This window comes from Secundilactobacillus collinoides DSM 20515 = JCM 1123 (genome assembly GCF_001435975.1).
Taxonomy (GTDB): Bacteria; Bacillota; Bacilli; order Lactobacillales; family Lactobacillaceae; genus Secundilactobacillus; species Secundilactobacillus collinoides.
Window position 1 is genome coordinate 11,788 of record NZ_AYYR01000083.1, and the last position, 24,925, is coordinate 36,712.

25 protein-coding genes and 1 pseudogene are annotated in these 24,925 nt (G+C 47.6%); 22 read left to right on the forward strand and 4 right to left on the reverse strand.

Going from position 1 to position 24,925, the window contains the following annotated elements:
- Positions 1 to 336 precede the first annotated feature (336 nt).
- From polA to rpmF, 20 genes and pseudogenes are all read left to right on the forward strand, one after another.
- Positions 337 to 3,009, forward strand: coding sequence for a DNA polymerase I (polA, locus tag FC82_RS13085; RefSeq protein ID WP_056997238.1), 2,673 nt, complete (start codon positions 337 to 339; stop codon positions 3,007 to 3,009).
- A gap of 18 nt (positions 3,010 to 3,027) precedes the next feature.
- A pseudogene (gene mutM / locus FC82_RS17215) lies at positions 3,028 to 3,849 on the forward strand (bifunctional DNA-formamidopyrimidine glycosylase/DNA-(apurinic or apyrimidinic site) lyase); the annotation flags it as partial.
- A 33-nt stretch (positions 3,850 to 3,882) separates the two neighbouring features.
- Entirely contained in the window at positions 3,883 to 4,464 is a 582-nt protein-coding gene (coaE, locus tag FC82_RS17220; protein ID WP_268873507.1) for a dephospho-CoA kinase, read from the forward strand.
- A 34-nt stretch (positions 4,465 to 4,498) separates the two neighbouring features.
- The gene (gene nrdR, locus FC82_RS13095; RefSeq protein WP_056997239.1) at positions 4,499 to 4,984 is read left to right on the forward strand and encodes a transcriptional regulator NrdR; all 486 of its coding nucleotides are present in this window, start codon (positions 4,499 to 4,501) and stop codon (positions 4,982 to 4,984) included.
- A gap of 18 nt (positions 4,985 to 5,002) precedes the next feature.
- Complete coding sequence (locus FC82_RS13100; RefSeq protein ID WP_056997240.1) at positions 5,003 to 6,439, forward strand: DnaD domain protein; 1,437 nt, start codon at positions 5,003 to 5,005, stop codon at positions 6,437 to 6,439.
- Positions 6,440 to 7,369 carry a primosomal protein DnaI gene (gene dnaI, locus FC82_RS13105; protein WP_054761448.1) on the forward strand — a complete coding sequence of 310 codons (930 nt, stop codon included), beginning with the start codon at positions 6,440 to 6,442 and terminating at the stop codon, positions 7,367 to 7,369.
- 357 nt (positions 7,370 to 7,726) lie between these two features.
- Positions 7,727 to 9,670 carry a threonine--tRNA ligase gene (thrS, locus tag FC82_RS13110; protein WP_056997241.1) on the forward strand — a complete coding sequence of 648 codons (1,944 nt, stop codon included), beginning with the start codon at positions 7,727 to 7,729 and terminating at the stop codon, positions 9,668 to 9,670.
- Between the two features lie 289 nt (positions 9,671 to 9,959).
- Entirely contained in the window at positions 9,960 to 10,481 is a 522-nt protein-coding gene (gene infC / locus FC82_RS13115) for a translation initiation factor IF-3 (protein ID WP_054761449.1), read from the forward strand.
- 27 nt (positions 10,482 to 10,508) lie between these two features.
- Positions 10,509 to 10,706 (forward strand): 50S ribosomal protein L35, encoded by a 198-nt coding sequence (gene rpmI, locus FC82_RS13120; RefSeq protein ID WP_054706909.1) that lies wholly within the window; start codon positions 10,509 to 10,511, stop codon positions 10,704 to 10,706.
- A gap of 82 nt (positions 10,707 to 10,788) precedes the next feature.
- A complete protein-coding gene (gene rplT, locus FC82_RS13125) occupies positions 10,789 to 11,142 on the forward strand; it encodes a 50S ribosomal protein L20 (protein ID WP_054761451.1) in 354 nt (117 codons plus the stop codon).
- Positions 11,143 to 11,667: 525 nt separating this feature from the next.
- A complete protein-coding gene (locus FC82_RS13130) occupies positions 11,668 to 12,213 on the forward strand; it encodes a YqeG family HAD IIIA-type phosphatase (RefSeq protein ID WP_082620375.1) in 546 nt (181 codons plus the stop codon).
- On the forward strand, positions 12,197 to 13,333 hold the full coding sequence (yqeH, locus tag FC82_RS13135; RefSeq protein ID WP_054761453.1) for a ribosome biogenesis GTPase YqeH: 1,137 nt from the start codon (positions 12,197 to 12,199) through the stop codon (positions 13,331 to 13,333). The genes FC82_RS13130 and yqeH overlap by 17 nt, the downstream gene beginning before the upstream one ends.
- 12 nt (positions 13,334 to 13,345) lie before the next feature.
- The gene (gene yhbY, locus FC82_RS13140; RefSeq protein WP_056997242.1) at positions 13,346 to 13,657 is read left to right on the forward strand and encodes a ribosome assembly RNA-binding protein YhbY; all 312 of its coding nucleotides are present in this window, start codon (positions 13,346 to 13,348) and stop codon (positions 13,655 to 13,657) included.
- A gap of 25 nt (positions 13,658 to 13,682) precedes the next feature.
- The gene (locus tag FC82_RS13145) at positions 13,683 to 14,315 is read left to right on the forward strand and encodes a nicotinate-nucleotide adenylyltransferase (protein WP_054761455.1); all 633 of its coding nucleotides are present in this window, start codon (positions 13,683 to 13,685) and stop codon (positions 14,313 to 14,315) included.
- Complete coding sequence (gene yqeK, locus FC82_RS13150; RefSeq protein WP_054761458.1) at positions 14,308 to 14,919, forward strand: bis(5'-nucleosyl)-tetraphosphatase (symmetrical) YqeK; 612 nt, start codon at positions 14,308 to 14,310, stop codon at positions 14,917 to 14,919. The genes FC82_RS13145 and yqeK overlap by 8 nt, the downstream gene beginning before the upstream one ends.
- A gap of 16 nt (positions 14,920 to 14,935) precedes the next feature.
- Entirely contained in the window at positions 14,936 to 15,292 is a 357-nt protein-coding gene (gene rsfS, locus FC82_RS13155; RefSeq protein ID WP_054761459.1) for a ribosome silencing factor, read from the forward strand.
- Positions 15,289 to 16,041 carry a class I SAM-dependent DNA methyltransferase gene (locus tag FC82_RS13160; RefSeq protein WP_056997243.1) on the forward strand — a complete coding sequence of 251 codons (753 nt, stop codon included), beginning with the start codon at positions 15,289 to 15,291 and terminating at the stop codon, positions 16,039 to 16,041. The genes rsfS and FC82_RS13160 overlap by 4 nt, the downstream gene beginning before the upstream one ends.
- Entirely contained in the window at positions 15,986 to 17,170 is a 1,185-nt protein-coding gene (locus tag FC82_RS13165) for a nucleotidyltransferase (RefSeq protein WP_082620377.1), read from the forward strand. The genes FC82_RS13160 and FC82_RS13165 overlap by 56 nt, the downstream gene beginning before the upstream one ends.
- 124 nt (positions 17,171 to 17,294) lie before the next feature.
- The gene (locus FC82_RS13170) at positions 17,295 to 17,852 is read left to right on the forward strand and encodes a YceD family protein (protein WP_054761461.1); all 558 of its coding nucleotides are present in this window, start codon (positions 17,295 to 17,297) and stop codon (positions 17,850 to 17,852) included.
- Positions 17,853 to 17,919: 67 nt separating this feature from the next.
- Positions 17,920 to 18,099 carry a 50S ribosomal protein L32 gene (gene rpmF / locus FC82_RS16575; protein WP_082409092.1) on the forward strand — a complete coding sequence of 60 codons (180 nt, stop codon included), beginning with the start codon at positions 17,920 to 17,922 and terminating at the stop codon, positions 18,097 to 18,099.
- A gap of 475 nt (positions 18,100 to 18,574) precedes the next feature.
- Here rpmF and FC82_RS13175 read toward each other — a convergent pair whose 3' ends face one another.
- Entirely contained in the window at positions 18,575 to 19,288 is a 714-nt protein-coding gene (locus FC82_RS13175) for a matrixin family metalloprotease (protein ID WP_054761463.1), read from the reverse strand.
- A 355-nt stretch (positions 19,289 to 19,643) separates the two neighbouring features.
- On the reverse strand, positions 19,644 to 20,666 hold the full coding sequence (gene adhP, locus FC82_RS13180; RefSeq protein WP_056997244.1) for an alcohol dehydrogenase AdhP: 1,023 nt from the start codon (positions 20,664 to 20,666) through the stop codon (positions 19,644 to 19,646).
- Positions 20,667 to 21,013: 347 nt separating this feature from the next.
- On the opposite strand from adhP, the gene FC82_RS13185 reads away from it, so the two are divergent.
- Positions 21,014 to 21,700, forward strand: a complete 687-nt coding sequence (locus tag FC82_RS13185; RefSeq protein WP_054761465.1) for a response regulator transcription factor — start codon at positions 21,014 to 21,016, stop codon at positions 21,698 to 21,700.
- Positions 21,697 to 23,415, forward strand: coding sequence for a HAMP domain-containing sensor histidine kinase (locus FC82_RS13190; RefSeq protein ID WP_082620376.1), 1,719 nt, complete (start codon positions 21,697 to 21,699; stop codon positions 23,413 to 23,415). Before FC82_RS13185 ends, FC82_RS13190 begins: the two co-directional genes overlap by 4 nt.
- Positions 23,416 to 23,611: 196 nt before the next feature.
- On the opposite strand, the gene yidC is transcribed toward FC82_RS13190, so the two are convergent.
- Positions 23,612 to 24,541: a membrane protein insertase YidC gene (yidC, locus tag FC82_RS13195; RefSeq protein WP_054761467.1), complete on the reverse strand. Its 930-nt coding sequence runs from the start codon at positions 24,539 to 24,541 to the stop codon at positions 23,612 to 23,614.
- Positions 24,542 to 24,634: 93 nt separating this feature from the next.
- Positions 24,635 to 24,907: an acylphosphatase gene (locus FC82_RS13200; protein ID WP_054761469.1), complete on the reverse strand. Its 273-nt coding sequence runs from the start codon at positions 24,905 to 24,907 to the stop codon at positions 24,635 to 24,637.
- Positions 24,908 to 24,925: the final 18 nt, after the last annotated feature.

Sequence of the window (24,925 nt, forward strand, 5' to 3'; positions counted from 1 at the left end):
CATCCAAAAAGCCTTAATTGTGGATTTTTGGATGAGGTCTCTTCCATGCCCAGGTGATTTTTCGGTATCAATTTGGCGCGGCCACAACGTCACTTGCGCGGAAGAAACGCGTTCAATCGTGTTGTGCGCCGTTTAATTGGCGCCATCATTTTGGGTCGAATCGGTGAAACTGAACAGCCGTTTCATTTGTCAAAAGACACCAATAACACCCCATACTCAGTGAGCTTTGAAAATGAGGCTATTCCTGATGTTTTTCAAAGACACAAGATTTTTATTTGCTTGAATCTTTGGTAAACTATAGGGTGGATGTATAGAAGATACGGCAAGGAGAAGCACATGACAGAATCTAAAAAATTATTGCTAATTGATGGGAACAGCGTGGCCTTTCGAGCCTTTTACGCGCTCTACAACTCGTTGAACCGATTTACAAACCCCGATGGCCTGCATACGAACGCCATTTACGGCTTTAACACCATGCTGGATCACATGTTAAAAGACGTGCAGCCAACGGATGCCTTAGTCGCATTTGATGCTGGCAAGACAACGTTTAGAACAAAGAAATATACGGATTATAAGGGCGGTCGTGCTAAAACACCCAGTGAACTAACTGAGCAGATGCCGGAGATCCGGAATCTGCTGACGGCTCGCGGTTTAAAGTCTTATGACTTAAAGGATTACGAAGCTGATGACATCATCGGCACGTTGGCCAAAGAGGCGGATGAGGCCGGTTACGAAACGGTTGTGATCACCGGTGACCGTGACCTCACTCAATTAACCTCGGATAAGACCAGTGTCGCTGTCACCGTCAAAGGGGTCAGTGAAGTTGAATACTACACCCCGGCACACGTTGAGGAAAAACTTGGCGTAAAGCCCGAACAAATCATTGAAATTAAAGGACTTCGCGGTGATACCTCGGACAACTATCCGGGGGTTGCCGGCGTCGGACCAAAGACTGCTGAGAATTTGATTCAAAAGTACGGGACCATCGATGGTGTTTACGACAACATTGATGACATCACCGCAAAGAAACTCAAAGAACACTTGATTGAAGATAAGGATTCGGCATTTATGTCGCGTGACCTGGCCACGATTCGTCGGGACGCGCCGTTGGCCATCAGCCTGACTGACCTCGCTTACACAGGCGACGACAATGACGCGCTGGTCGCTTTTTATCAGAAGATGAATTTCCAATCCTTCATCAGTAAAATGAACGCTAGTGCTAGTGCTGACGGGGAAGACGTTCTGGGCTTAAAACCAGTCGAATTCACCGTTTTAACTCAAGCGAACCTATCCGAATTGAAGACCATTAACGATCCTGTGTCGTTTTATCTTGAGATGCCGGAAGCCAATTACCACACCTCTAGCTTTGCCGGTTTTGTGATTGGCAGCGGCGCCAAGTGGTTCGTTAGCCGGGACGTCGATCTCTTGCAGGAAGAAGCCGTTACGGCACTTTTGACCAGCGAGACCATCACCAAAAATGTGTTTGATGTCAAGCGGACCTACGTTGGCCTGAATCGATTGGGTATTCACCTGGTCAATGTGGACTTTGACCTGCTGTTGGCTTCGTATTTACTAGATACCAACGAAAACAGCAACGATCTTGGCAAACTCGCTTTCCAGCACCAGTACCATGAAATCCAAACGGACGATGAGGTGTACGGTAAGGGCGCAAAACGGGCGATTCCTGACGACGACCAGATTTTCTTTGAACATCTGACACGTAAGGCAATTGCTATTGAGCAGCTGTCCCAACCCTTATTTGATAAATTAACGCAAAATGAACAGATGTCGTTATACCGTGATTTGGAATTGCCGATGGCTTATGTTTTGGCACACATGGAAATTGCGGGCATTAAGGTGGATACGGATAAACTCAGTGAAATGGGCAGTCAGTTCACGGAACAGCTGGCGCAGATCCAGCAAACTATTTATCAAGAAGCCGGTGAAGAATTTAACATTGGCTCACCCAAACAACTGGGGCACATTTTGTTTGAATCGATGGGTTTGACCCCGATTAAGAAAACCAAGACCGGCTACTCGACATCGGTTGACGTGCTTGAAAAATTGGCTGGCGAAGCACCGATCGTTGAAAACATTTTAAAGTACCGGCAAATTTCAAAAATCCAATCAACCTACATTGAAGGGCTTTTGAAAGTGGTCCACTCAACGGATCAAAAAGCACACACGCGTTATCAGCAAACGCTGACACAGACAGGGCGGCTGTCCTCAGTTGACCCGAATTTGCAAAACATTCCGATTCGGACTGAGGAAGGACGGCGGATCCGGCAGGCGTTTGTGCCTAGTCATGACGGGTGGCAGATCTTCTCGTCTGACTATTCGCAAATTGAGCTGCGTGTTTTAGCTCACATGACCCACGATAAGAACTTGCAGGCAGCCTTTGTTGACGATGAAGACATTCATGCCAGCACCGCGCGACGCATTTTCCGGTTGTTACCTGACGAAGAAGTTTCACCGAATATGCGGCGGCAGGCCAAGGCGGTCAACTTCGGTATCGTTTACGGGATCAGTGATTACGGCCTATCCCAAAACATTGGCATTTCCCGCAAACAAGCCCACGATTTTATTGAAACGTACTTTAAAGAGTATCCTGGCGTCAAGAAATATATGGATGACATCGTTCAGACTGCTAAGGATCAAGGATATGTTGAAACTATCAGCCACCGGCGCCGATATCTGCCTGACATTAACGCGCGGAACTTTGCCCAGCGCTCATTTGCTGAACGGACAGCGATGAACACGCCGATTCAGGGGAGCGCAGCTGATATCATTAAGATTGCTATGATCCACATGGAAGACGCACTTAAGAAAGCTCAACTGCAGGCAACCATGTTACTACAGGTTCACGATGAATTGATCTTTGAAGCACCAGCCGATGAGATCCCAACACTTGAAAAATTAGTGCCCAAGGTGATGGATTCAGCCGTTCAGTTGGAAATTCCGCTGAAGGTTGAATCACACTTTGGGAACACTTGGTATGAAGCCAAGTAAGTTGTAAGGAGGGGCAGTATGCCTGAGTTACCAGAAGTTGAAACGGTTCGCCGCGGGTTAATGCGGCTGGTCGGCGGCGCGACCATTGACCACGTTGACGTGATTTACGAAAAAATGGTGAGTCCAGCGCCCGCCGAGTTTAAAAAACGCTTAGCTGGTGCAACCATTGACCTGATCGAACGTCGCGGTAAATACCTGCTGTTTCGGTTCAGCAACGGGTACACCATGGTGTCGCACCTGCGAATGGAAGGCAAGTACGACGTTCAGCCAGAGGGCGCACCGTTGACCAAACACACCCACGTTGTCTTTCATTTAACGGACAATCGTGAATTACGGTATACCGACACCCGTAAATTCGGCCGGATGAATTTGGTTGAAGACGGCGATGAAATGCAGGTGGCGGGACTGAAAACCATTGGTCCGGAACCCACTGAAACAACGTTGACGTTTGACTATATGAAACGCATTTTTAATAAGAGCAAGAAGGTCATCAAACCGTTCCTACTTGATCAGAGCAACATTGCAGGTCTGGGTAACATCTACGTCGATGAGGTGCTGTGGATGACCCGGATCCATCCTGAACAGCCAGTAAATACGCTGACTGATTTTCAGATTCGACTGTTGCGCGACAATATTCTCAAAGAACTGGCGAAAGCAATCGATGGGCACGGAACGACGGTGCACTCATTTTCCACGGCATTTGGCGAGGCGGGGCAGTTTCAAAATCAGCTCAACGTTTACGGTCGTGAGGGCGAACCCTGTGTGCGGTGCGGTGCTGAACTGCAAAAGACCAAGGTCGCGCAACGCGGCACCCATTTTTGCCCGCGTTGCCAGAAGTTGAAAAAAAAGCCTAGCAAGACGGTTGTTCTGGGGTTGACGGGCGGTATTGCCACGGGTAAATCATCGGTCAGTGCCGTGTTCCATGACCGGGACATTCCGGTAATCGATGCGGATCAGATTGCCCGTGAAGTGGTTGAACCGGATTCACCAGCGCTCAGTGAAATTGCGGCGACCTTTGGCCAGACGATGCTCCAGCCGGATGGCACGCTGAACCGGCGGAAACTTGGCCAGCACGTTTTTAACGATGAGGACGAATTGGCGAAATTGAACGCCATTACCAGCCCGGCCATCCACAAGGCAGTTAAAAAACGGGTCGCTGCCTATCGTCGTAAACGCACGCCGTTAGTGGTGTTTGACGCACCAACGTTGTTTGAAGGCGACTACGCCTATGACGTTGACGTGATCATGGTGGTCGCGCTTGATACAGCAACCCAGCTCGCCCGATTAATGGCGCGTGATAAGATGTCTGAAACGGATGCACGAAGTCGAATCAATAGTCAGCTGCCGCTCGCTGAAAAGGTGAACGTGGCGGATATTGTTGTTGACAACAGCGGTCCTATTGATAAAACAAAAGCCCAAGTGGTAAAATGGCTTAATAAAATGCAATTGGTCTGATTTGGGACCAATCGTGTGAAAACGAGGTGAGACCATGCACTGTCCGCATTGCCATCATAATGGATCCCGCGTCGTTGACAGCCGACCGACTGATGAAGGTCGGGTCATTCGGCGACGGCGGGAATGCGAAAATTGCGGTTTTCGTTTTACGACCTTTGAACGGATCGAAGTGACACCGTTACTGGTCATTAAAAAGAACGGGACGCGTGAAGAATTTAATCGTGAAAATATTTTGCGCGGCATCATTCGCTCGGCTGAAAAGCGACCGGTGGGAATGGATGTTATGACCAAGATCGTTGACGAAGTTGAAAATGAGATTCGCTCACTGGGCGAAAATGAAGTTTCTAGCCAACTGATCGGTGAGTACGTTATGAAACGGTTAGCCGATGTGGATGAAATTTCCTACATCCGGTTTGCCAGCGTGTACCGTCAGTTTAAAGACATGAGCGTTTTCTTGAAAGAACTGGAAGACGTCATGCAAAAAGATAAAGATAAACCAGATAAGACTGATAAAAAATAACGAATGGGGGGATCTGGGATGACACAAGAGCGCACCCCCTTGACCCCAAAAACAACTGTTGCCATCACCGCCGCCGCGACGTTAACGGCGGATCAGCGCGAGGTATTAGATGATCTGTACCAGCCGCTCATTGGCGTCGCCGGCTATGGATTACTACTTGTGCTGTGGCGCCAGCTGGGGTTGAACCACGGGACCCAGGTGCAGCTGAAACACAGTGAGCTGCTTAACTTGCTGAATATCAGCGTGACCGAACTCGAACACTGCCGTCAGCGGCTGGAGGCCCTGGAACTGATGCAAACGTATCGTAATCAACCGGATAAACTGCCGGAATTGGTCTACGAACTGCAGCAGCCTGTTTCAGCCAGCACATTTTTTGGTGACGACCTGTTAAGTGTCCTGTTGCTGGATGTTGTTGGTGAAAAACAGTTTAAACGTCTGCGGGCGCACTTTGCCCGGCCAGCGATGACGCACGAGGGGTTAACGAATATTTCCAGCCAATTTTTGGATGTGTTCCAGGTTAATGACCGTCTGATTGCGACACCACCGGCATTGATCTCTGAAACAAAGTCTGCGTTTAATGACAATGAGGACGTCACTAATTGGCCAAAGCAGACCGCTGAGTCACACTTTGACTTTGACCTGCTGGTGGATATTTTAAAACGTTCATACGTGAACCTTGAGGATATTAAGGCAAACCGGGAACTCATTTTAAATGAACACTTGATGTATGGTCTGACTGAACCTGAAATGGCCGATTATATTAACCGGTCAACAAATTTGGCGACCAACGCGTTGAATGCACGGCAGTTGCAGGCCATGATTGCTGAGGAGCAACGCAATCTATCACGGTCGGCAACGCCGCCTTCCGAGCCGGGTCAGTCGCACACGGCAAAGACGTCTGAAACAGCTTCGACGAGTGCCAGCACCAAAAAGGGTCAATACTCAAAACAGGAGCGGGCGCTGATCACAGTTGCAAATCAGGTGTCACCTATGGCATTTTTGAACAAAATGCACGAAGAAAAGGGCGGCTTTGTGACGAACGGCGAGCAGCGCATTATTGAGAACCTGCTGAGTAAGCAGATCTTTTCGGGCGCCGTCATTAACGTACTGATTTTCTATTTACTCATGGACATGAAACAGGCGGCGCTGACCCAGCGGCTGACTGAAACGATTGCGAACAGTTGGGCGCAGGCTGGTGTCAAGACGGCGGATGATGCGGTCAAAGAGATTCACCGGTTTCAAGAAGAGCGGAACAAACCGCGACCAAACCGCAACGGTAATCGCTGGTCTCAGGGAACGGTTAAAGAAACCTTACCGGACTGGGCCAAAAAAGATTATCAACCCGCTAAAAAAACGGCTGATGATTCCGTGTCTGATGCGCAGCAGCAACGCGCCATTGACCGGTTGAACAAACTCAGAGCGGAAAAGCAGGATCGAAATGGAGGTGACGCATAAATGGACAATATCAGTGATGCCATGCAACGTTACATGGACCAGCATCAGCTGAACCATAATTACCAGGAACTTATGCAACGGGTCTATCAGGATGCTGACGTGCAGGCCTTTATCAAAGCAAATGACGCCGACCTCGATGAGCAGCAGATCGACCGTTCGTCAGCAAAGCTCTATGAGTATGTGACGGAACGTGACCGGCTCGCAGCTGGTCAACAGACCTTCGCACCGGGCTATGAGCCTAAATTGATCATGAATAACCATTTGATCGATGTGGCTTACTTGCCGACAGAGGCCCAAATTGCGAAACAAAAGCAGCAATCTCTGCATAAGCGGGTCAATTCTGTCCTGATGCCGAAATTAATTCGTAAAGCCTCCTTCGACCATTTCGACGCGTCTGATAAGGATCGGGTGCCAGCGTTAATGGCGGCCTTGGATTTTACGGATGCCTATGTAGCGGCACCGAAGGACTACCATCAGGGCCTTTATTTTTACGGCAGTTTCGGTGTGGGGAAGACCTATCTGTTGGGTGCAATCGCCAACCGGCTTGCTGAGAAGGGCTTTAAGTCCACCCTAGTGCATTTTCCGAGCTTTGCTGTGGAAATGAAAAACGCAATTGGGAATAATCAAGTGGCTGAAAAATTGGATGCCATTAAAAAGGCCCACGTCCTCATGATTGATGATATTGGCGCGGATGCTATGTCTGCCTGGGTCCGAGATGAAGTTCTCGGCGTGATTTTGGAATACCGGATGCAGTCAGAATTGACGACCTTCTTCTCATCGAACTTTTCCATGGATCAGTTGGAGAAAGAGCATTTGCAGGTGACTCAAAAGGGCGATGTGGAGCCGTTGAAAGCCAAGCGATTAATGCAACGTTTTCACTTTTTAGCCAAGGAGATCGAAATGATCGGTCAAAACCGGCGACCAAATTAACCTTGACGAAATAAATTCGGCGTGGTTTAATGAGGATTGTAATCATAAATTAAGACTTTAAATGTTTGAAAGACATGACTTGTATGACCTTTCCAAGAGAGAGACGACATCTTCTGTAAGGCGTTTCGTTAGGAATCACAAGCTACCACTTTCTGGTATGTGCGGTGGATAATACCGTGCCGGCGGGTCCGTTAATCCTTCTGAGGTCAGGCGATTGGTGCACCAATTTCCTGATGAATTCGGGTGGAACCGCGCTAAATAACGTCCCGGTGTTTGCAATTTTGCAGACACCGGGATTTTTTTATCCACCGGTACCGCAGTACATTTAAGTAGGCTATTTTAAAGGAGAAGAAGAATATGTCAGAAATTTCATTAGAATTTCCAGATGGCAGCAAGCGTCAGTTTGAAGCCGGCGCCTCCGCAAAGGATGTTGCCCAATCAATCGCGATCAGTTTAGCAAAGAAGGCCGTTGCTGGTAAGTTAGACGGCAAGTTGATCAACTTGAACGCCCCCATCAACAACGATGGTAAAATTGAAATCGTTACTAAGGACAGCGAAGATGGGTTAGCTGTTTTACGGTCAACGGTTGCCTTGCTGGCTAAGGTTTCCTTGAAAGAAATTTTCTCAGACATTCGTTTTGGGGAAGACAGCGGCGACGCTGAGGGCTTGTATATCGATACTGATAAGGACGATGGCCAAGTCAGTGCCGACGATTTGGAAGCTATCAGTACGAAGATCCAATCGTTTGTTGATAAAAAGACTGAATTGAAGCACGAAAGCGTCAGCAAGGCAGATGCTTTAAAGAAGTTAGCCGACAGCAAGTTCGAAGCACAACTTGTTCAGGATTCAGAAAACACCAGCTTTGATTTTTACACCGTTGACGGCGTGGAAGTCTTGAACAATGGTGTGGCTTTTGAAAACGCTGGCGACGTGAAGTTCTTCCGTCTTCTGTCAGTTGCCGGAGCCTACTTTGAAGGCAAGTCCTCAAACGACATGCTGCAACGGATCTACGGGACGGCGTTCTACAAGCAAGCCGCCCTTGACGATGATCTAAAAGCACGTCAGGAAGCCCGCGAGCGTGATCACCGGGTTATCGGGAATGATTTGGATCTGTTCTTCGTTGATCCTAAAGCCGGTGCCGGTCTGCCATACTGGATGCCAAATGGTGCCACTATTCGCCGGACTATCGAACGTTACGTTATCGATAAGGAAGTTGCCGATGGGTACAAGCATGTGTACACCCCAGTGTTAGCTAACTTGGATCTATACAAGACTTCTGGTCACTGGGCCCACTACCGCGATGACATGTTCCCACCAATGGACATGGGTGATGGTGAAATGCTTGAATTGCGGCCAATGAACTGTCCATCACATATTCAAATTTACAACCACCACATCCGTTCATACCGTGAGTTACCACTGCGGATCGCTGAACTTGGGATGATGCACCGTTACGAAAAATCAGGTGCCTTGAGCGGTTTGCAACGGGTTCGTGAAATGACCTTGAACGATGGGCACACGTTCGTTACCCTGGATCAAGTGCAAGACGAATTCAAGAAGATCCTAACCCTGATCATGGACGTTTACAACGACTTTAACATTACAGATTACACCTTCCGTTTGTCCTATCGTGACCCAGTCAACACCGCTAAGTACTTCGATGACGATGAAATGTGGAACCGGAGCCAATCAATGCTGAAGGGTGCCATGGACGACTTAGGCCTCGACTACTACGAAGCCGAAGGGGAAGCTGCCTTCTACGGTCCTAAGTTGGATATCCAAACCAAGACTGCTTTAGGTAATGATGAAACTATGTCGACTATTCAATTAGACTTCATGTTGCCGCAACAGTTCGACCTGAGTTACATTGGCGCTGATGGTGAAAAGCACCGTCCCGTTATGATTCACCGTGGGATTGTTGGGACTATGGAACGGTTCATCGCTTACCTGACCGAAATCTACAAGGGTGCTTTCCCAACTTGGTTGGCGCCTAAGCAGGTAACAATCATCCCAGTTAGTGATGACAAGCATGGCGACTACGCTGAATCATTACGCAAGAAATTTGCTGCTGCCGATGTTCGGGTGGACGTTGACCACCGTGGCGAAAAGATGAACTACTTGATCCGCGATGCCCAAACCCACAAAATTCCATATACGCTGGTTGTTGGTGACCAAGAAAAGGCCAACAACGCCGTCAGTGTTCGGAAGTACGGTGAACAGGACAGTAACAGTATGAGTGCTGATGCCTTCCTATCTGAAGTATTAGGCGACATTGAAAACTACAGCCGCGCAGACAAATAATTGTGAAAAGGGGGTCGACAGATAATCGGCCCTGCGCTATAATTTGTATTCGTGAGCTTTTAAGTAAGACGAGTTGACATGAATTAGGATACATGGTATTCTAGTTTGGTTGATAAATGTAAGTAGAAGCACCCGCTTCTCGCCTCGTGACCCACGTTGCCTGGCTGATACGTAAATAACCTGATCGCAGTCCTGCGGTTCAGGAACTTTAACGGGTGCTGTTGTGAGACAGCACCCGTTTTGTTTATGCAGACTTATGTTGATTGTTTTTAAACTCACTCGGAGGTGAATGACCATAGCAAACGATATGATGGTTAACGAAGGAATCCGTGCCCGTGAAGTTCGATTGATTGCTGCAAACGGCGATCAATTGGGTATCAAGAGTAAGCGTGATGCGCTTCAGTTAGCTGATGATGCTGAATTGGATCTTGTCCTGGTTGCCCCAAAGGCAAAACCTCCAGTAGCCCGAATCATGGACTACGGGAAGTACCGGTTTGAGATGCAAAAGAAGCAACGTGAAGCTCGTAAGAAGCAAAAGGTCGTTAGCATTAAAGAAGTTCGCTTGAGTCCGTCAATTGATGACAACGACTTTAACACTAAGCTGAAGAACGCTATCAAGTTCTTGAGCAAGGGTGAAAAAGTTCGGGTCTCAATTCGATTTAAGGGTCGTGCCATTACCCATAAGGAAATTGGTCGCGACGTGTTAAACCGGATGGCTGCAGCAACTAGCGAAGTCGCTACTGTTGAACAGCGTCCGAAGATGGATGGCCGAAGCATGTTCTTGATGCTGACACCAAAAGTAGAAAAATAGTTGTAAGAAATTAGGAGGATTTACGTTATGCCAAAGATGAAGACAAACCGTGCTAGTGCCAAGCGTTTCAAGGTATCTGCCAAGGGTGGTATTAAGAGCGCCAATGCTTACACAAGTCACCGTTTCCACGGTAAGACCAAGAAGCAACGTCGTCAATTGCGTGGGACTTCAATGATGAAGTCAAACACTATCAAGAAGACGTACCACGCATTATTACAAAAGTAATCAACGTTACTTCATTACAGTGACGCATCAATCGAGACACTGTTAGTCGAGAGACTGGCCGTAAGTATTAGGAGGAATTATTATGCCACGAGTTAAAGGTGGAACAGTTACACGCGCACGCCACAAGAAAGTTCTTAAGTTAGCCAAGGGTTACCGCGGCTCAAAGCACCGTTTGTTTAAGGTTGCTAAAGACCAAGTTATGAAGGGTGCTCAATACGCATTCCGCGACCGTAAGGCCAACAAGCGTAACTTCCGTCGTTTATGGATCGCCCGGATCAACGCCGCAGCCCGGATCAATGGTCTGAGCTACAGCAAGATGATGTTTGGTTTGAAGCAAGCTAACATCGAAGTTAACCGTAAGATGCTGGCTGACTTAGCTGTTAACGATGCAGACGCCTTCAAGGCTTTTGCAGACGCTGCTAAGAAAGCTCTTTAATCAACAACTAATAGACGAGGCCGAGGTGTTTGTCACTTCGACCTCGTTTTTTATTTTAGCAAGCGGTCCATTCTGTTTTGACAGTTGCGCGCAACTTTTACCGTCACGTTTCGATAAACTGTGCTAACCAAATAGGACCCTTAAACCTGTGACTAAGAGTGCGCTTCACCGTGCCGGCCGTCAAAAACACGTTCATGACAGTGGCTGGAGAATCCGTTCTTGACCGTTCGGGCCAATCTGACCATTGAAAAATTCCATGGTGCCTAACACTGAGCCCTCGACGTGCTGGTGACTGGGCTATGGTCGGTGAGAAGTGCGATAGTATGCGCATTGTTGCGTTTGCTGCTGATGATAAACTAGTTCTTTTTTGGGCTGAACAGCGGACTAATGGGCTGGTGCAGCAACGCCGTGCGATAAACGGTCTTTAATATAGTAGAAAATTCATATTTTCAAGTAGTAGGGTTAGTCAAACAGGCGAAAGTCCAGTATAATAGACTGTCAGTAGAGAAATAAAAGGAGTCCGTCATGATATCAGGATTTACCCCGACTTGGATGATTCGTGCCACTTATGACATTTCACCTGAGACGTTAATTCAGCTTGGCATCAAGGTCGTGTTAACCGATCTGGACAACACGCTGATTGCTTGGAATAACCCCTATGGTACAAGTGAACTTAAAAATTGGATGTTGGAATTGGAACGGGTGGGGATTCAACTCGTCGTGGTCTCGAACAACTCGCACCAGCGGGTTAAAAAGGCCGTGGCACCACTAGGCTTACCATTTGTTTCACGAGCATTAAAACCGCTCCCCTTTGGCATTAAACGCGCCATGCGTCAGTATCACGTCACCGCCGATCAAACGGTGATGGTGGGCGATCAATTGCTGACGGACGTGGCTGCGGCCAATGCCAGCCGGGTGCGGAGTATATTGGTGAAACCAATTGTCGCTAGTGATGCTTGGAATACGAAAATCAACCGGTTCTTTGAACATTTTGTGATGCACAGCGTCAAAAAGGCGCACCCAGAACTCACCTATCGAAAGGAAATAACCATTAATGGACGACACAACTAACACCGACGTCTTAGTTGACGGCGAAACACTGTACTGTATCGGGTGCGGTGCCCAGATTCAAACGACTGAAAAGGATAAACCAGGCTACACACCGAAGTCCGCACTGGAAAAAGGTTTGCAAACGGGCGAACTGTATTGCCAACGCTGTTTTCGGTTGCGGCACTACAATGAAATCGTGCCCGTTGGCCTGACTGACGACGATTTCTTAAAATTGTTGACCCAAATTCGAGATGCTGACGCGCTGATCGTTTACGTGGTCGATATTTTTGACTTTAACGGGTCGATTATTCCTGGCCTGCACCGATTCGTTGGGGATAACCCCATCTTGATGGTGGGGAACAAGGAAGATTTGTTACCGCGGTCATTAAAGCGGCCTAAGTTGCGCGATTGGATTCGTCAACGGGCCAATGAACAAGGGTTACGTCCAATCGACGTGGCACTGGTCTCAGCCAAGACGAATCATTCGGTCGACCAGTTGCTGCAGAAGATCGACAAATACCGTGAGGGCCGTGATGTTTACATCGTAGGTGTGACCAATGTTGGGAAGTCGACGCTGATCAATCAGATTATCCATCAGCGAACCGGCGAGCAAAACGTTATCACGACATCTCGTTTTCCTGGGACAACGCTTGACCGGATCGAAATTCCATTGGACGACGGCCATTCATTAGTCGACACCCCCGGAATCATCCACGAGTCACAGATGGCGCACTTCCTGACAGGTAAAGATCTGAAGATTGCGGCCCCGCAAAAACAAATCAAGCCAAAGGTCTTCCAATTAAATGACCAGCAAACCATTTTCTTAGCCGGGTTAGCTCGGTTTGATTACGTTCGCGGACCTAGGACCGGATTTACAGTCTACGTTGAAAACACGTTACCGCTGCACCGGACCAAATTGGAAAACGCGGATACTTTTTATGACAAGCACGTGGGTGATCTATTAACACCACCTGCAGATCTGGACCAGCTCCCACCGCTGACCCGCCACGAGTTTAAAATCACAGAGAAGAGTGACCTCGTTTTCGAGGGCCTGGGGTGGATCACGGTTCCCGCAGGCACAGTAGTCGCCGGATACGCCCCGAAAGGTGTCGGCGTGCTGGTTCGCAAAGCAATGATTTAAGGAGAATTGAATTTGACATTAACAGGTAAACAAAAACATTATTTACGGTCACAGGCTCATCATTTGCACCCTATTTTTTCAGTTGGGAAGAATGGCTTGAACCCAGAATGGTTAGCCCAACTTGACGGTGCGTTACAAAAACGTGAACTGATCAAGATCAACCTGCAGCAGTCTGCCGATGAAACGGTCAGCGATGTGCAGGCTTATATTGAAGCTGAAACACCTATTCAGGTTGTGCAGACCATCGGCCGGGTGCTGGTTTTATTTCAACCCGCAGATGAGGAAAAGTATCAACGTTATTCAGTTGACGTTAACCAACTGTAAGATGCAAGCATAAGGGGATATTGAGATGGTAAAGGTACTGGAACGAACAGAGACCAAGGTTGTTCAGCAACTGGCTGCCAGCGTAAAGAAGAAACGCATCGGCATCCTGGGTGGGACTTTTAATCCGCCGCACCTTGGACATCTGATCATCGCAGACCAGGTGATGGATCAATTAGGACTCGATCGGGTCCTATTTATGCCCGATGCCAACCCGCCGCACGTGGATCGCAAATTTGCGATTGACGCGCAAGAACGGGTAAAAATGGTGTGCCAAAGCATTGAGGGCAACCCTGATTTTGGGTTAGACCTGACTGAGGTGCACCGTGGCGGCATCAGTTATACGTACGATACCATGGTCGAGTTGAAGAAGAAGCACCCTGAAAATGAGTATTACTTCATCATCGGCGGTGACATGGTAGCTTACTTGCCAAAGTGGCATAAAATAGATGAACTGATGAAACTGGTGCAGTTCGTAGGTGTTCGTCGGGAACACTCACCGCTGACATCCCAATATCCAGTGCTGTGGGTGGACGTCCCCGTTATCGATATCAGTTCCACAAAGATTCGCGACCGCGTTAAGCACGGTCAATCGATTCGTTATATGGTGACGGATCCCGTAGCTGATTTTATAAAGGAGCGACAACTATACCGTGACTAGTGAATTAACATATTCAGATCACTATACAACAGATACAAGAGATCAATTGTTAGCAAAAATCGAGGCTCATTTGCGCCCGGCCCGTTTTGCCCACGTACAACGTGTAGAGCAGACAGCCATCGCGTTAGCCAAACAATATGGTGCTGATATTGAAAAAGCATCGATTGCCGGCTTGGTGCATGATTATGCCAAACAGCGGCCAGACAGCGATTTCTTGCAGGCCATAACAGACTACAAACTGGATCCGGACCTTGCAAATTGGAACAATGCCATCTGGCACGGTGTGATCGGTCCTGAATTCATCAAGCGGGAACTTGGTATTTACGATGAAGAGATTCTGGACGCAGTCCGTTACCACACCACTGGAAACCCCTACATGACAACCCTTGCCAAGATTATTTACATGGCGGATTACATTGAACCTGCACGTGATTTTGACGGGGTCGAGGAAGCTCGAGAGCTCACCGCTCGTGATTTGGATCTGGGCGTGGCTTACCAAACGTGGCATACCCTGACCTATTTAATTTCTGAGAACAAAGCCATTTACCCAAAAACGATTGAAACATACAATGCTTGGGTCCCGAACAGCGGACTCGTTAAATAAGGAGCGAATACGATATATGGATAGTAAGCAAATTTTAGAAGTTGCTGTTAAAGCAGCTAATGACAAGCGCGCAGAAGACATTTTAGCCCTCGACATGGAAAAAGTCAGTCTCATTACCGACTACTTTTTGATTATGGATGCCACTTCAAATCGACAGGTCCAAGCCATCACCGATAGTGTCCATGATGCGGCTGATAAAGCGGGCATCAATGTAAAGCGCATCGAAGGTCGAGAAGCCGGCCGCTGGGTTCTGATTGACCTTGGCGATGTCATGGTCCACATATTCCAAAAAGAAGAACGCGGACATTACAATTTAGAAAAACTTTGGTCCGATGCGCCAACTGTTGACCTGAGTGACTGGGTCGAAGCATGATTTATCAGACTTTTGCCAAGCTATACGATGAGCTGTTTGACCCGCAATTGTACGCGGATTGGGCAGCTTTTACGCGTCAGACAGTTCGCCAACCTGAGGCACCGTTATTGGAGTTGGCTTGCGGCACCGGCCGGCTGGCTGTTCAACTCGCGAAAACCGGCTTTAACGTGACTGGATTTGATTTATCAGAAGAAATGCTGACGCTAGCAGATCAGCACGCCCGCGAAGCAGCGGTGACCTTGCCGCTGATTGAAGGAAACATGCTGGATCTGAGTGAATTGGGCACGTACCAAACGGTGACCTGCTACGCTGATTCATTGTGCTACTTGGCGGATGAGGCGGCTTTGCAAACCGTGTTTGAGCAGGTGGCTGCGCACTTAGAGGATGACGGTCAGTTTTTGTTTGACGTGATCACGCCGCATCAGACGGATGATATTTACCCCGGGTATATGTTCAATTACCGGGATGAAGACCGCGCTTTTTTGTGGTCGAGTGATGAAGCTGAGGAGCCGCACGCAGTCGAGCATGACTTGACATTCTTTACCTATAATCCGGCTAAGGACGCCTACGATGAGGTGTCGGAGCTGCACCATGAACGAACCTATGAATTAGCTGTCTACCAGCGGCTATTACAAGTTGCCGGTTTCAAAAAGGTTACGGTCAGTGCGGACTTTGGGCGCAACCAGCCGGATGATGACACCACCCGCTGGTTCTTTGTTTGTGAAAAAGGGGACGGTCAAAACGACTAACGTACTCGGTATTATTGCAGAATATAATCCGTTTCATAATGGTCACCGCTATCAGTTGGCAACGGCTAAACGATTGACTGGGGCCGACGTTTCTATTGCCGTGATGAGCGGTAACTGGGTCCAGCGAGGCGAGCCCGCTCTGTTAGATAAGTGGCAGCGAACTGAGTTAGCACTCCAAAATGGTCTTGATTTCGTCGTCGAGCTGCCTTTCAGCATGGCCGTTCAGCCAGCGCATTTATTCGCATCGGGCGCGGTCAACATGCTCAGTCTATTGGGCTGCGATACTTTGGCATTTGGTGCGGAACATCCAGACATGGACTTTTCAACACTGGCTGCAAATCGCCCCGCGTCCCAAACCGCCCATTTTAAACAGTTTGATGAGACTTACCCCACGTTGTTTAATGATTATTTACAACAGCAGACGGGCATTGATCTGCGCGCATCAAATGACATTTTGGGGTTCACGTACGTTGCTGCTAATCAGCAGCTGCAGTCGCCCATGACCATCCTTCCGATTCAGCGGTTGGCAAGTGACCACCGTTCAGATGCCTTGGGTGACTCCTCTATTGCAAGCGGGGCTGCCATCCGTAAAGCACTTACTGAGGCGCAGTGGCCGGCCGTAGCGCAGGTGGTGCCACAACAGACCCTAACTGCCTTGAGAACACAGCAAACCGTCACCTGGGACGCATTTTGGCCGTTATTGCGCTATCAGTTGCTGGCTCAGTCTATTGAACAGCTTCAGCGCATTTATCAGATGAGTGAAGGCATTGAGTACCGGCTTAAACAGGCCGCTCTTGAGGCCAATGATTTTCAAGATTTTTTGCGCCGGGCAAAGACGAAACGATTTACCTATTCGCGGTTGCAACGGCTGTGCGTCTATGTGTTGTTGCAGGTCACAACTGCCGTGCCAAACACGCTGACCCGTTACTGTCGGATTCTGGGCTTTTCACAAACGGGTCAGCAGTATTTGAATCGAATCAAAAAAACATTACCGGTGCCGGTGGTCACAAAGGTTACCGATGATTGGATCAACGGGCCATATTTCTTGGACTACCAAGCTGGTTTATTGCGGCAAATGATTACGGGCCGGGATCAAGATCGGTTGCAACACCCAGTCATTTTAAGGTAGAATTCACTTGGGCAGGTCCGAATTTTGCCCAATTTTCAAGCATAAGCACGACTATCAAGGAAATTACCTTGACAACCTAAATCGGGCTAGGTATAATAATAAAGTTGCATTAGGAGGGTTCATTGTGAAACTTTCATTGACCGAATTGCGTAAGAACTACCGGCATGAGTCGTTAAAGTTCGAAAACACCTTGGATTTAAAGGCTTCACTGATGGAACGATACCCGGATGAAGTGTTGAACGCAACGCCTGCCAAAGTTTCTGGCATGGCGAGTGTCGACGCGAACGGGGATATTCTCATCTACGCCCACGTATCCGCAACGTTAACAGTGCCGTCGTCACGGTCATTAGACCCGGTTACATTACCCACGGACTTCGATATGACAGAATTCTATGTCGACAGTCATGAGGCAGTGAACCGCTATGAGAAGACGGACGTTGTCATTTATGTTGATGATGATGAAATTGACGTTGATAAGGCGGTAGCAGATAACTTGCTGCTGCAGATTCCCATGCAAATTCTGACGCCGGCTGAGCAGTCAGCGAAGTCGTTACCAGAGGGTAAGGGCTGGTCAGTGACCATTGAAGGTCAAGATGACACGTCGGATACAAAAACTGTTGATCCACGTCTTGCTAAACTGCAGAACTTCTTCAAGGACGATGACTCTGAGAAAAAGAACTGAGGTTGTTATCAGGACTTTAAAAATTATTCACTAGTGGACAAATTTTAGACCAAAGGAGGTGTTGGTTTTGGCTGTACCAGCACGTAAAACTTCAAAGACAAAGAAGCGTATGCGCCGTGGACACATCAAGTTGCAAACACCTAACTTGAGTGCCTGCCCAAACTGTGGTGAATTACGTGTATCACACGTTGTTTGCCCTAACTGCGGCTTCTATGATGGCCGTCAAGTTGTTACTACTAACAACTAATTGAAGCTTTCTACACAGACAAAAAACCACCCTATGAGAACCGCGGTCTCGGGGTGGCTTTTTTGTATGGTAAAAAAAACAATGGGAGAAGCCGCAGCGCATAGGGGAACATTGAGGTGAAACCCGTTTTGGGCCTTTTAAGCGCGTTGGCCGCATCGCCTTCGTGTCTCGCAGCAAGCACGCAACACTATGCGCACAACCGCGCCGTTACGTTATATGGTTATTTACGCTACACGCTGCAGTTAGGACCGATTAACATCATTTTTGACCCTGAAAGTAATCGGTGGCAACGGGGTCAATGCCGCTTGACAGGCACAGTACCCAGCGCATGATTCGGTTTTCCTGAATCATGAGCTGGGTACTGTTTTTTTATGAGTTTGAAGCTATTATCTCCAGGTCGTACGCCCTAGTTAGGATCTATTATGTCGGCAGCGTAGTCGAAACGTGTTTCAGAAAAGCAACACACTGCAGCAGCCTAAGCGTCTCCGCCTGGGTTCTGCTTTACCGTAATTAACTGAATATCCTTCTCATCACCAACTGTTTGGTTCAATAACGGCAAGATGCGTGTGCCATATTTCACTGCAGTGTCGCTGACTGGCTCACCCTGTAGCGGACCGCTGACCATGGGCGTTTTATAATGTGCTTTCACAGTAGTGACATCAACTGTCTGAACAGCGTAATAGCGGTTTGCATAGTACATGACACTTTTTTTGCCGGGATTATGATCCAACCCCATTGCATGCCCAAGTTCGTGTTCGGCCACATGCACACGCTGCGCCGTTGTATAGTGGTTGGCTTTGACAACGCTAGTATTAATATACGCCGTGACGGCGACAATTCGGTTATCAGCTGTATGTTGAATGCTTGTTAAGCCGCTGAGTTCTGCTTGATAGAGATTGGATGGCAGGGACGTTGCCAGTACCTGTGCGGACGACCTGCTTGTAAGTTTAAATGAAAAAACGTGTTTACTGTTCCAAATTTTAATCGCCTGTTGCCAAACTTTCGTATAGTAGCTACCCGCTGTAATGTGAATGGATGCTTGTGAAGTTGGAAATCGGTAAGGAAAAACGGGCGTAATTGCAGCTTGAGCTGTAACTGACGTAACTGGTCCGCCAACAATCAGCATGCATAACATCAAGCCCATCGCGACCACAGAACGGTGTATTTGGTGTCGCGTCAAATCAAACATGGCAGGTGACCTCCGTCATTTTAGAATGAAGTCATAATAACATAAAAATAGGGTTCTACAATAATATTAGCTTATACAAAGATAGCATTAGACAACGGTTTTTATGTAATTGTAGAATTAGACGCTTATTAGAGAGAATAAATCGAAATTGAAGTCATCTTTTGATGAATAAAAGCACACGGGGGTAATTTTAGACAACAGTCGTGTCATCATGCCGATTGTGAGCTTGAAACGCAGTGTCTACCATTAAAATTGAACAAAAAAACAATGACGCACAAACCCGCGGAGGTAAGGCATCATTGTTTTTAATCACGACCTTGTTATCAACAAGGTCGTGAAATAGTTATTAATTAAATTACTTTTCTTTTGTGAAATCGACAACCATCCGACCTGTGATTTCGCCACGCTTCATTTCGTCAATGATGTCGTTGATTTCGCTCAAACGACGGGTCTTAACGATTGGGTGGACCAAACCTTCAGCACCGAATTGGAAAGTTTCAGCTAAGTCTTGACGAGTCCCAACGAGGGAACCAGCCACTTGGATACCGTCCAAAACTGTCTTAGCAATGTTTAATTCCATGTCGCCTTGTGGTAAGGCAACGGCAACCAAACGGCCATCTGGACGAAGGGCATTTACGGATTGGGTAAAGGCATCCTTGTTAACAGCAGTCACTTGAGCGTTGTTTACACCGCCGACCTGCTTTTGGATTTCTTCAGCAACGTCTTGCGTGTGACGGTTGATCAGAATATCCGCACCGTTTGCCTTAGCAGCGGCCAACTTGTCTTCGTTACCATCAACGGCAACGACGTGGGCACCAAAGACATGCTTGGCGTATTGGATAGCCAGATTACCTAAACCACCGGCACCAACGACTTCGACCCATTGGCCAGGCTTTGTTTCGCCGACTTTAAGGGCTTTGTACATGGTGACACCGGCACAGGTCAGTGAGGTAGCTTCAACGGGGTCAAGGCCTTCTGGCACTTTAACGGCGTAGTTGGCATCAACGATAACTTGTTGTGCCATCGCACCATCAACAGTAAAACCAGAGTTTTGAACGTTGCGGCAAAGGGTCTCACGACCAGTTAAACAGTATTCACAGTGGCCGCAGCCTTTAAAGAACCAAGCAATCGATACTCGGTCGCCGACTTTTAAGTTTTCAACGTCATCGGCAACTTGTGAAACGATCCCAACACCTTCGTGACCGATGATCCGGCCAGGAAACTTGCCAAAGTCGCCAGCGGCAACGTGCAAGTCGGTGTGACAAAGGCCACAATATTCAACGTCAACTAAGGCTTCACCCTGCTTAATGGGGCGTAACGTAACATCTTTAATATCTACATATCCGTCTACTGGATCGCGAACAACAGCTGCTTTCATTATTCGAATAACCTCTTTCGTTTTTGTCTAAGTTGTGTAATTTTTTCACAATGTTATTTAACCACATTTATTGCAGAAATACAAGTGAGTTTATGAGCAATCATAATTATTTTCATTTTATTTTTAGTAAAGAAAATATGACGAGTGCTTTTTCAGAATTATGAGAACATCATGAAACTATATTGGAATTGACTGAAATTACTCGCAGTTTCTCGCCAAAAAGCGATTAGTATAGTATGATAAAGGGTGTATGAGTAATAGTTATGGTACACTGTGTGACAGTGTCAAAAATGCTATAGACGATGGAGATCCTAAAAAAACAATATTGAATAAGAGGAGTCGTTAAAATGAGTCGCATTTTAATTATCGAAGATGAAAAAAATTTAGCCCGCTTTGTGGAGCTTGAACTTAAACACGAAGGTTACGATACAGAGGTTCGTTTTGACGGTCGTGCCGGCCTCGATACTGCTCTGGCCGAAGATTTTGACGTCATCTTACTTGACTTGATGTTGCCGGAATTAAACGGTATTGATGTTGCCCGTCGAATTCGTGAAAACAAGAGCACGCCAATCATCATGATGACTGCTCGTGATTCAGTGATCGACCGGGTATCCGGGTTTGATCACGGGGCTGACGATTACATTGTGAAGCCGTTTGCCATTGAAGAATTATTGGCACGGGTGCGGGCTTTACTGCGACGGATTCACATTGAAAGTGAACAAAAAGACTTCAAGCAGACCACTGTGACCTACAAGGATCTGACCATCGAAAAAGAAAACCGTGTTGTCCGTCGTGGTGATGAAGTAATCAACCTGACGAAGCGGGAATATGAATTGCTGCTGACATTGATGGAAAACGTCAATGTTGTGCTTGCCCGAGACGTTTTGTTAAACAAGGTCTGGGGTTATGAATCCGAAGTTGAAACGAACGTGGTTGACGTCTATGTCCGTTACCTGCGGAATAAAATTGATCGTCCTGGTGAAAAGAGCTACATCCAAACCGTCCGTGGGACAGGGTACGTGATGCGTTCATGAGTCAAAACAAACCAGAACTCGCGGCGGAGACGACCGCTAAAAAAAGACGTCGGTTATCTGTCAAGTGGAAATGGGCGCTGGGCACCGCAACCGGCGTCTTTATCATCTTTATCGTCTTTTCTTGGCTCTTGTATTCGGGCTTATCCGGCGTGCTGCTCAGCCAGGAACGCAGTCACGTCAATAGTACGCTCACAACCGTTCAGAGCCGCTTAGATAATTTGCAGGGGCACTTTAATAAAACAACCGTGGCGTCAGAATTACAACCGACGCTTGACCAGCCGAGTGGATCAGTGAGTGGTGAGACGAATATTTATTCCAGCAATCTGATCACTGACCTTTCACGAGATAGCACCGTTGTGACGGTCTATAACGCGCAGAAAGAAGAAGTCTTTTCTTCGCGGAGTAAACAGTTTAAAACCGGCAAGTTAACGCATAAGCGTCATTTGTCACGAGTGAATAAAGACGGGTTTTCAGGTCTGGTTGGCCGAGCGCCAATTTATACCAGTAACAGCCATAAACTCCTCGGTTACGTGCAAGTTACCAATTCTCTTCAGGAGTACAAATCTGCACAACAGCGGTTTGCAATGATCTTGCTTGTATTGCTGATCTCAGCCGTCTTTGTAGCGGCGGTCTTTAGTTACCTGCTGTCAGCCTACCTGTTAAGGCCAATCGATGATCTAAACGCCACCATGCGGGCTGTCCGTTCTGATCCGCAGTCGGAAGAACGGGTGCCTGAAACTCGGCGCAATGATGAATTGTCTGATCTGACAACGCTGTTTAACGACATGTTGGACCAAATGCAGCGCTACATCGACCAGCAGCAACAATTCGTGGAAGATGTTTCCCATGAATTGCGGACACCAGTGGCCGTCATTCAAGGTCACATTGAAATGCTGCAGCGGTGGGGCAAGGATGATCCGGAAGTCTTGAACGAGTCGCTGAGTGCGGCCATGCAGGAAACCAAACGGATGCAGAGTCTGGTCAGCGAAATGCTTGATTTAACTCGCGCTGAACAAATCGAGATCACCTTGAACCACGAAACCACGGATGTGAAGGAAGTCGTTAATCAGGTCTTTAACGATTTCAAGATGATTCATCCTGATTTTATGTTTATTTTGGATGATGACGTGGAAAAACACGCTTACTCGCAAATTTACCGAAATCATCTTGAACAGGTGTTGATTATTTTGCTGGACAATGCTGTGAAGTATTCTGTGAAGCGCAAAGAAATTCACATGTCGCTGTCTGAGGGTGGTCACACCGTCGAAATTGCCGTTCAGGATTTTGGGGAAGGCATTTCACAAGAAAACATGAACCGCGTCTTTAACCGGTTCTACCGGGTAGATAAAGCCCGGAGCCGAAATAAAGGCGGTAACGGGCTGGGCCTATCCATTGCTCAGCGGCTGATTGAGGCCTACCACGGGAAGATCGCGATTGAAAGTGCCGTGGGTCATGGTTCTATTTTCCAGATTGCCTTGCCGCTGATTTCAGAGACAGAAAAACAGCAGTTGGACATCGCTAAAGAAGAGGGACCGAAACCAAAAACCACGCCATTAACGACCAATTTGGGTGCCAACCCAACGGCTGACGAAAGTCGTTCAGATGAAGAACAATCGACAAGCCAATCGGATGCCGGAACAGGAATTCCGGGCGTGTACCGCGCTTCGGATGATCCAAGTACCCATGACACTGACAATGATGATGGGCAGCACTAACAGATCGAATTAAAGTTAAGCTAACAAAAAATCTCAACTAAAGGCCATTTTTGATGGCTTCAGTTGAGATTTTTTGTCTTGGTTTGTTGCGGGTAACAGCTGTAATGGCTGGCTTAAAAAACTATATGATATCTAAGCAGGACTACAGTGTTTATTTATCACGTCCAGTTTGACTAGTCTGGGCCATAATAAACGATTAGTGATGCCGTTGCTTACCAGCGTTGCGTTGACGATTCTTTTTATCAACCGTTTCGGCTTTAGTGGCTGCTGGTTGACCTTCAGCAGCGGTTGTTGCAGCGAGGGCCGGCATTGGTTCTTCGACGATCTTCGGTGGATTCTTTTTCATTTCCGCTTCGATCTCACGCCGGATCCGCGGCCGATACAGGTTGATAATAATCGTTTGGATGCAGGCGAAGATCCCACCGATAAAGAAGTAGAGACCTAACCCGGCGTTGGCTGAGATAGTGAAGAACAGAATGAACACGGGACTGATAACCATGGTGACCCGCATTTGTTTTTGCTGTTCCTTTGGCATCCCAATCATTGACAGATACCCTTGAAGCAGGTAGGCAACGAATGATAGGACAGCCAGTAAAATAGAAGATTTACCAAGCGGAATGCCCATAAATGAAGATGAAGATAATTCTGGTGAATACTGGATGGCTGCGTACAACGCCGCGAAAATCGGCATTTGAATCAGCAATGGTAAACACCCGATACCGCCAGTCATACTAATACCGTTGTCACGATATAACTGCATCATGGCTTGACCGGCTGCCGCTTGATCTTCTTGCGTAGTGGCAGCTTTTTGCCGTTTTTGCAAAGCGGTCAGCTGCGGCTTAATAGCCGCCATTTTTTCTTGTTGAACAGTCGAACTGCGCATTTGACGAACCATCAGCGGCAGCAGCACCAATCGGACGACCACCGTTAACACGATAATGGCCAACCCGTATGAGTGGCCTAAGAAGTTGGCCATCCATTCCATGACGTGCTGACCGGGAATGGCAAGGTAATCGTAAACGATCCCGTATGGCTTGCCACCCTTAGTTCGTTGCACGCACCCGCTCAAAACGAGCAGGAGACCCGCTAAGGCAATGCCTAAGCGTAAACGTTTATTTGATTTCATTTGTTAGTTGTCAATCCCCTTTATAAAAATATTGCAGTCTTCACAATTTGCTTAACGCAACACCATAAATATTACTTGAATTAAGGTCATTTTTCAATTGGTAATGTTAAATTCATGCCACACGGGTGCTTGGGTCGCCTCAACTTGGACTTGCGTGACCACAGCATAGGGCGATGGCGAGCGTTTAAGTGCCGCAACAAATGCTGCGAGCGTCTCGGTATCAGCCTGTGCCAAAATGGCCACGGATCCATCGCGCTCGTTTTTAACCCAGCCAGTGACTTGTAATTCATCCGCCAAACGTTTCGTTGACCAGCGGAACCCAACGCCCTGCACCCGACCAATAACAGAAATTAATTGCGATGCCATATATTCACCTTCTAAATC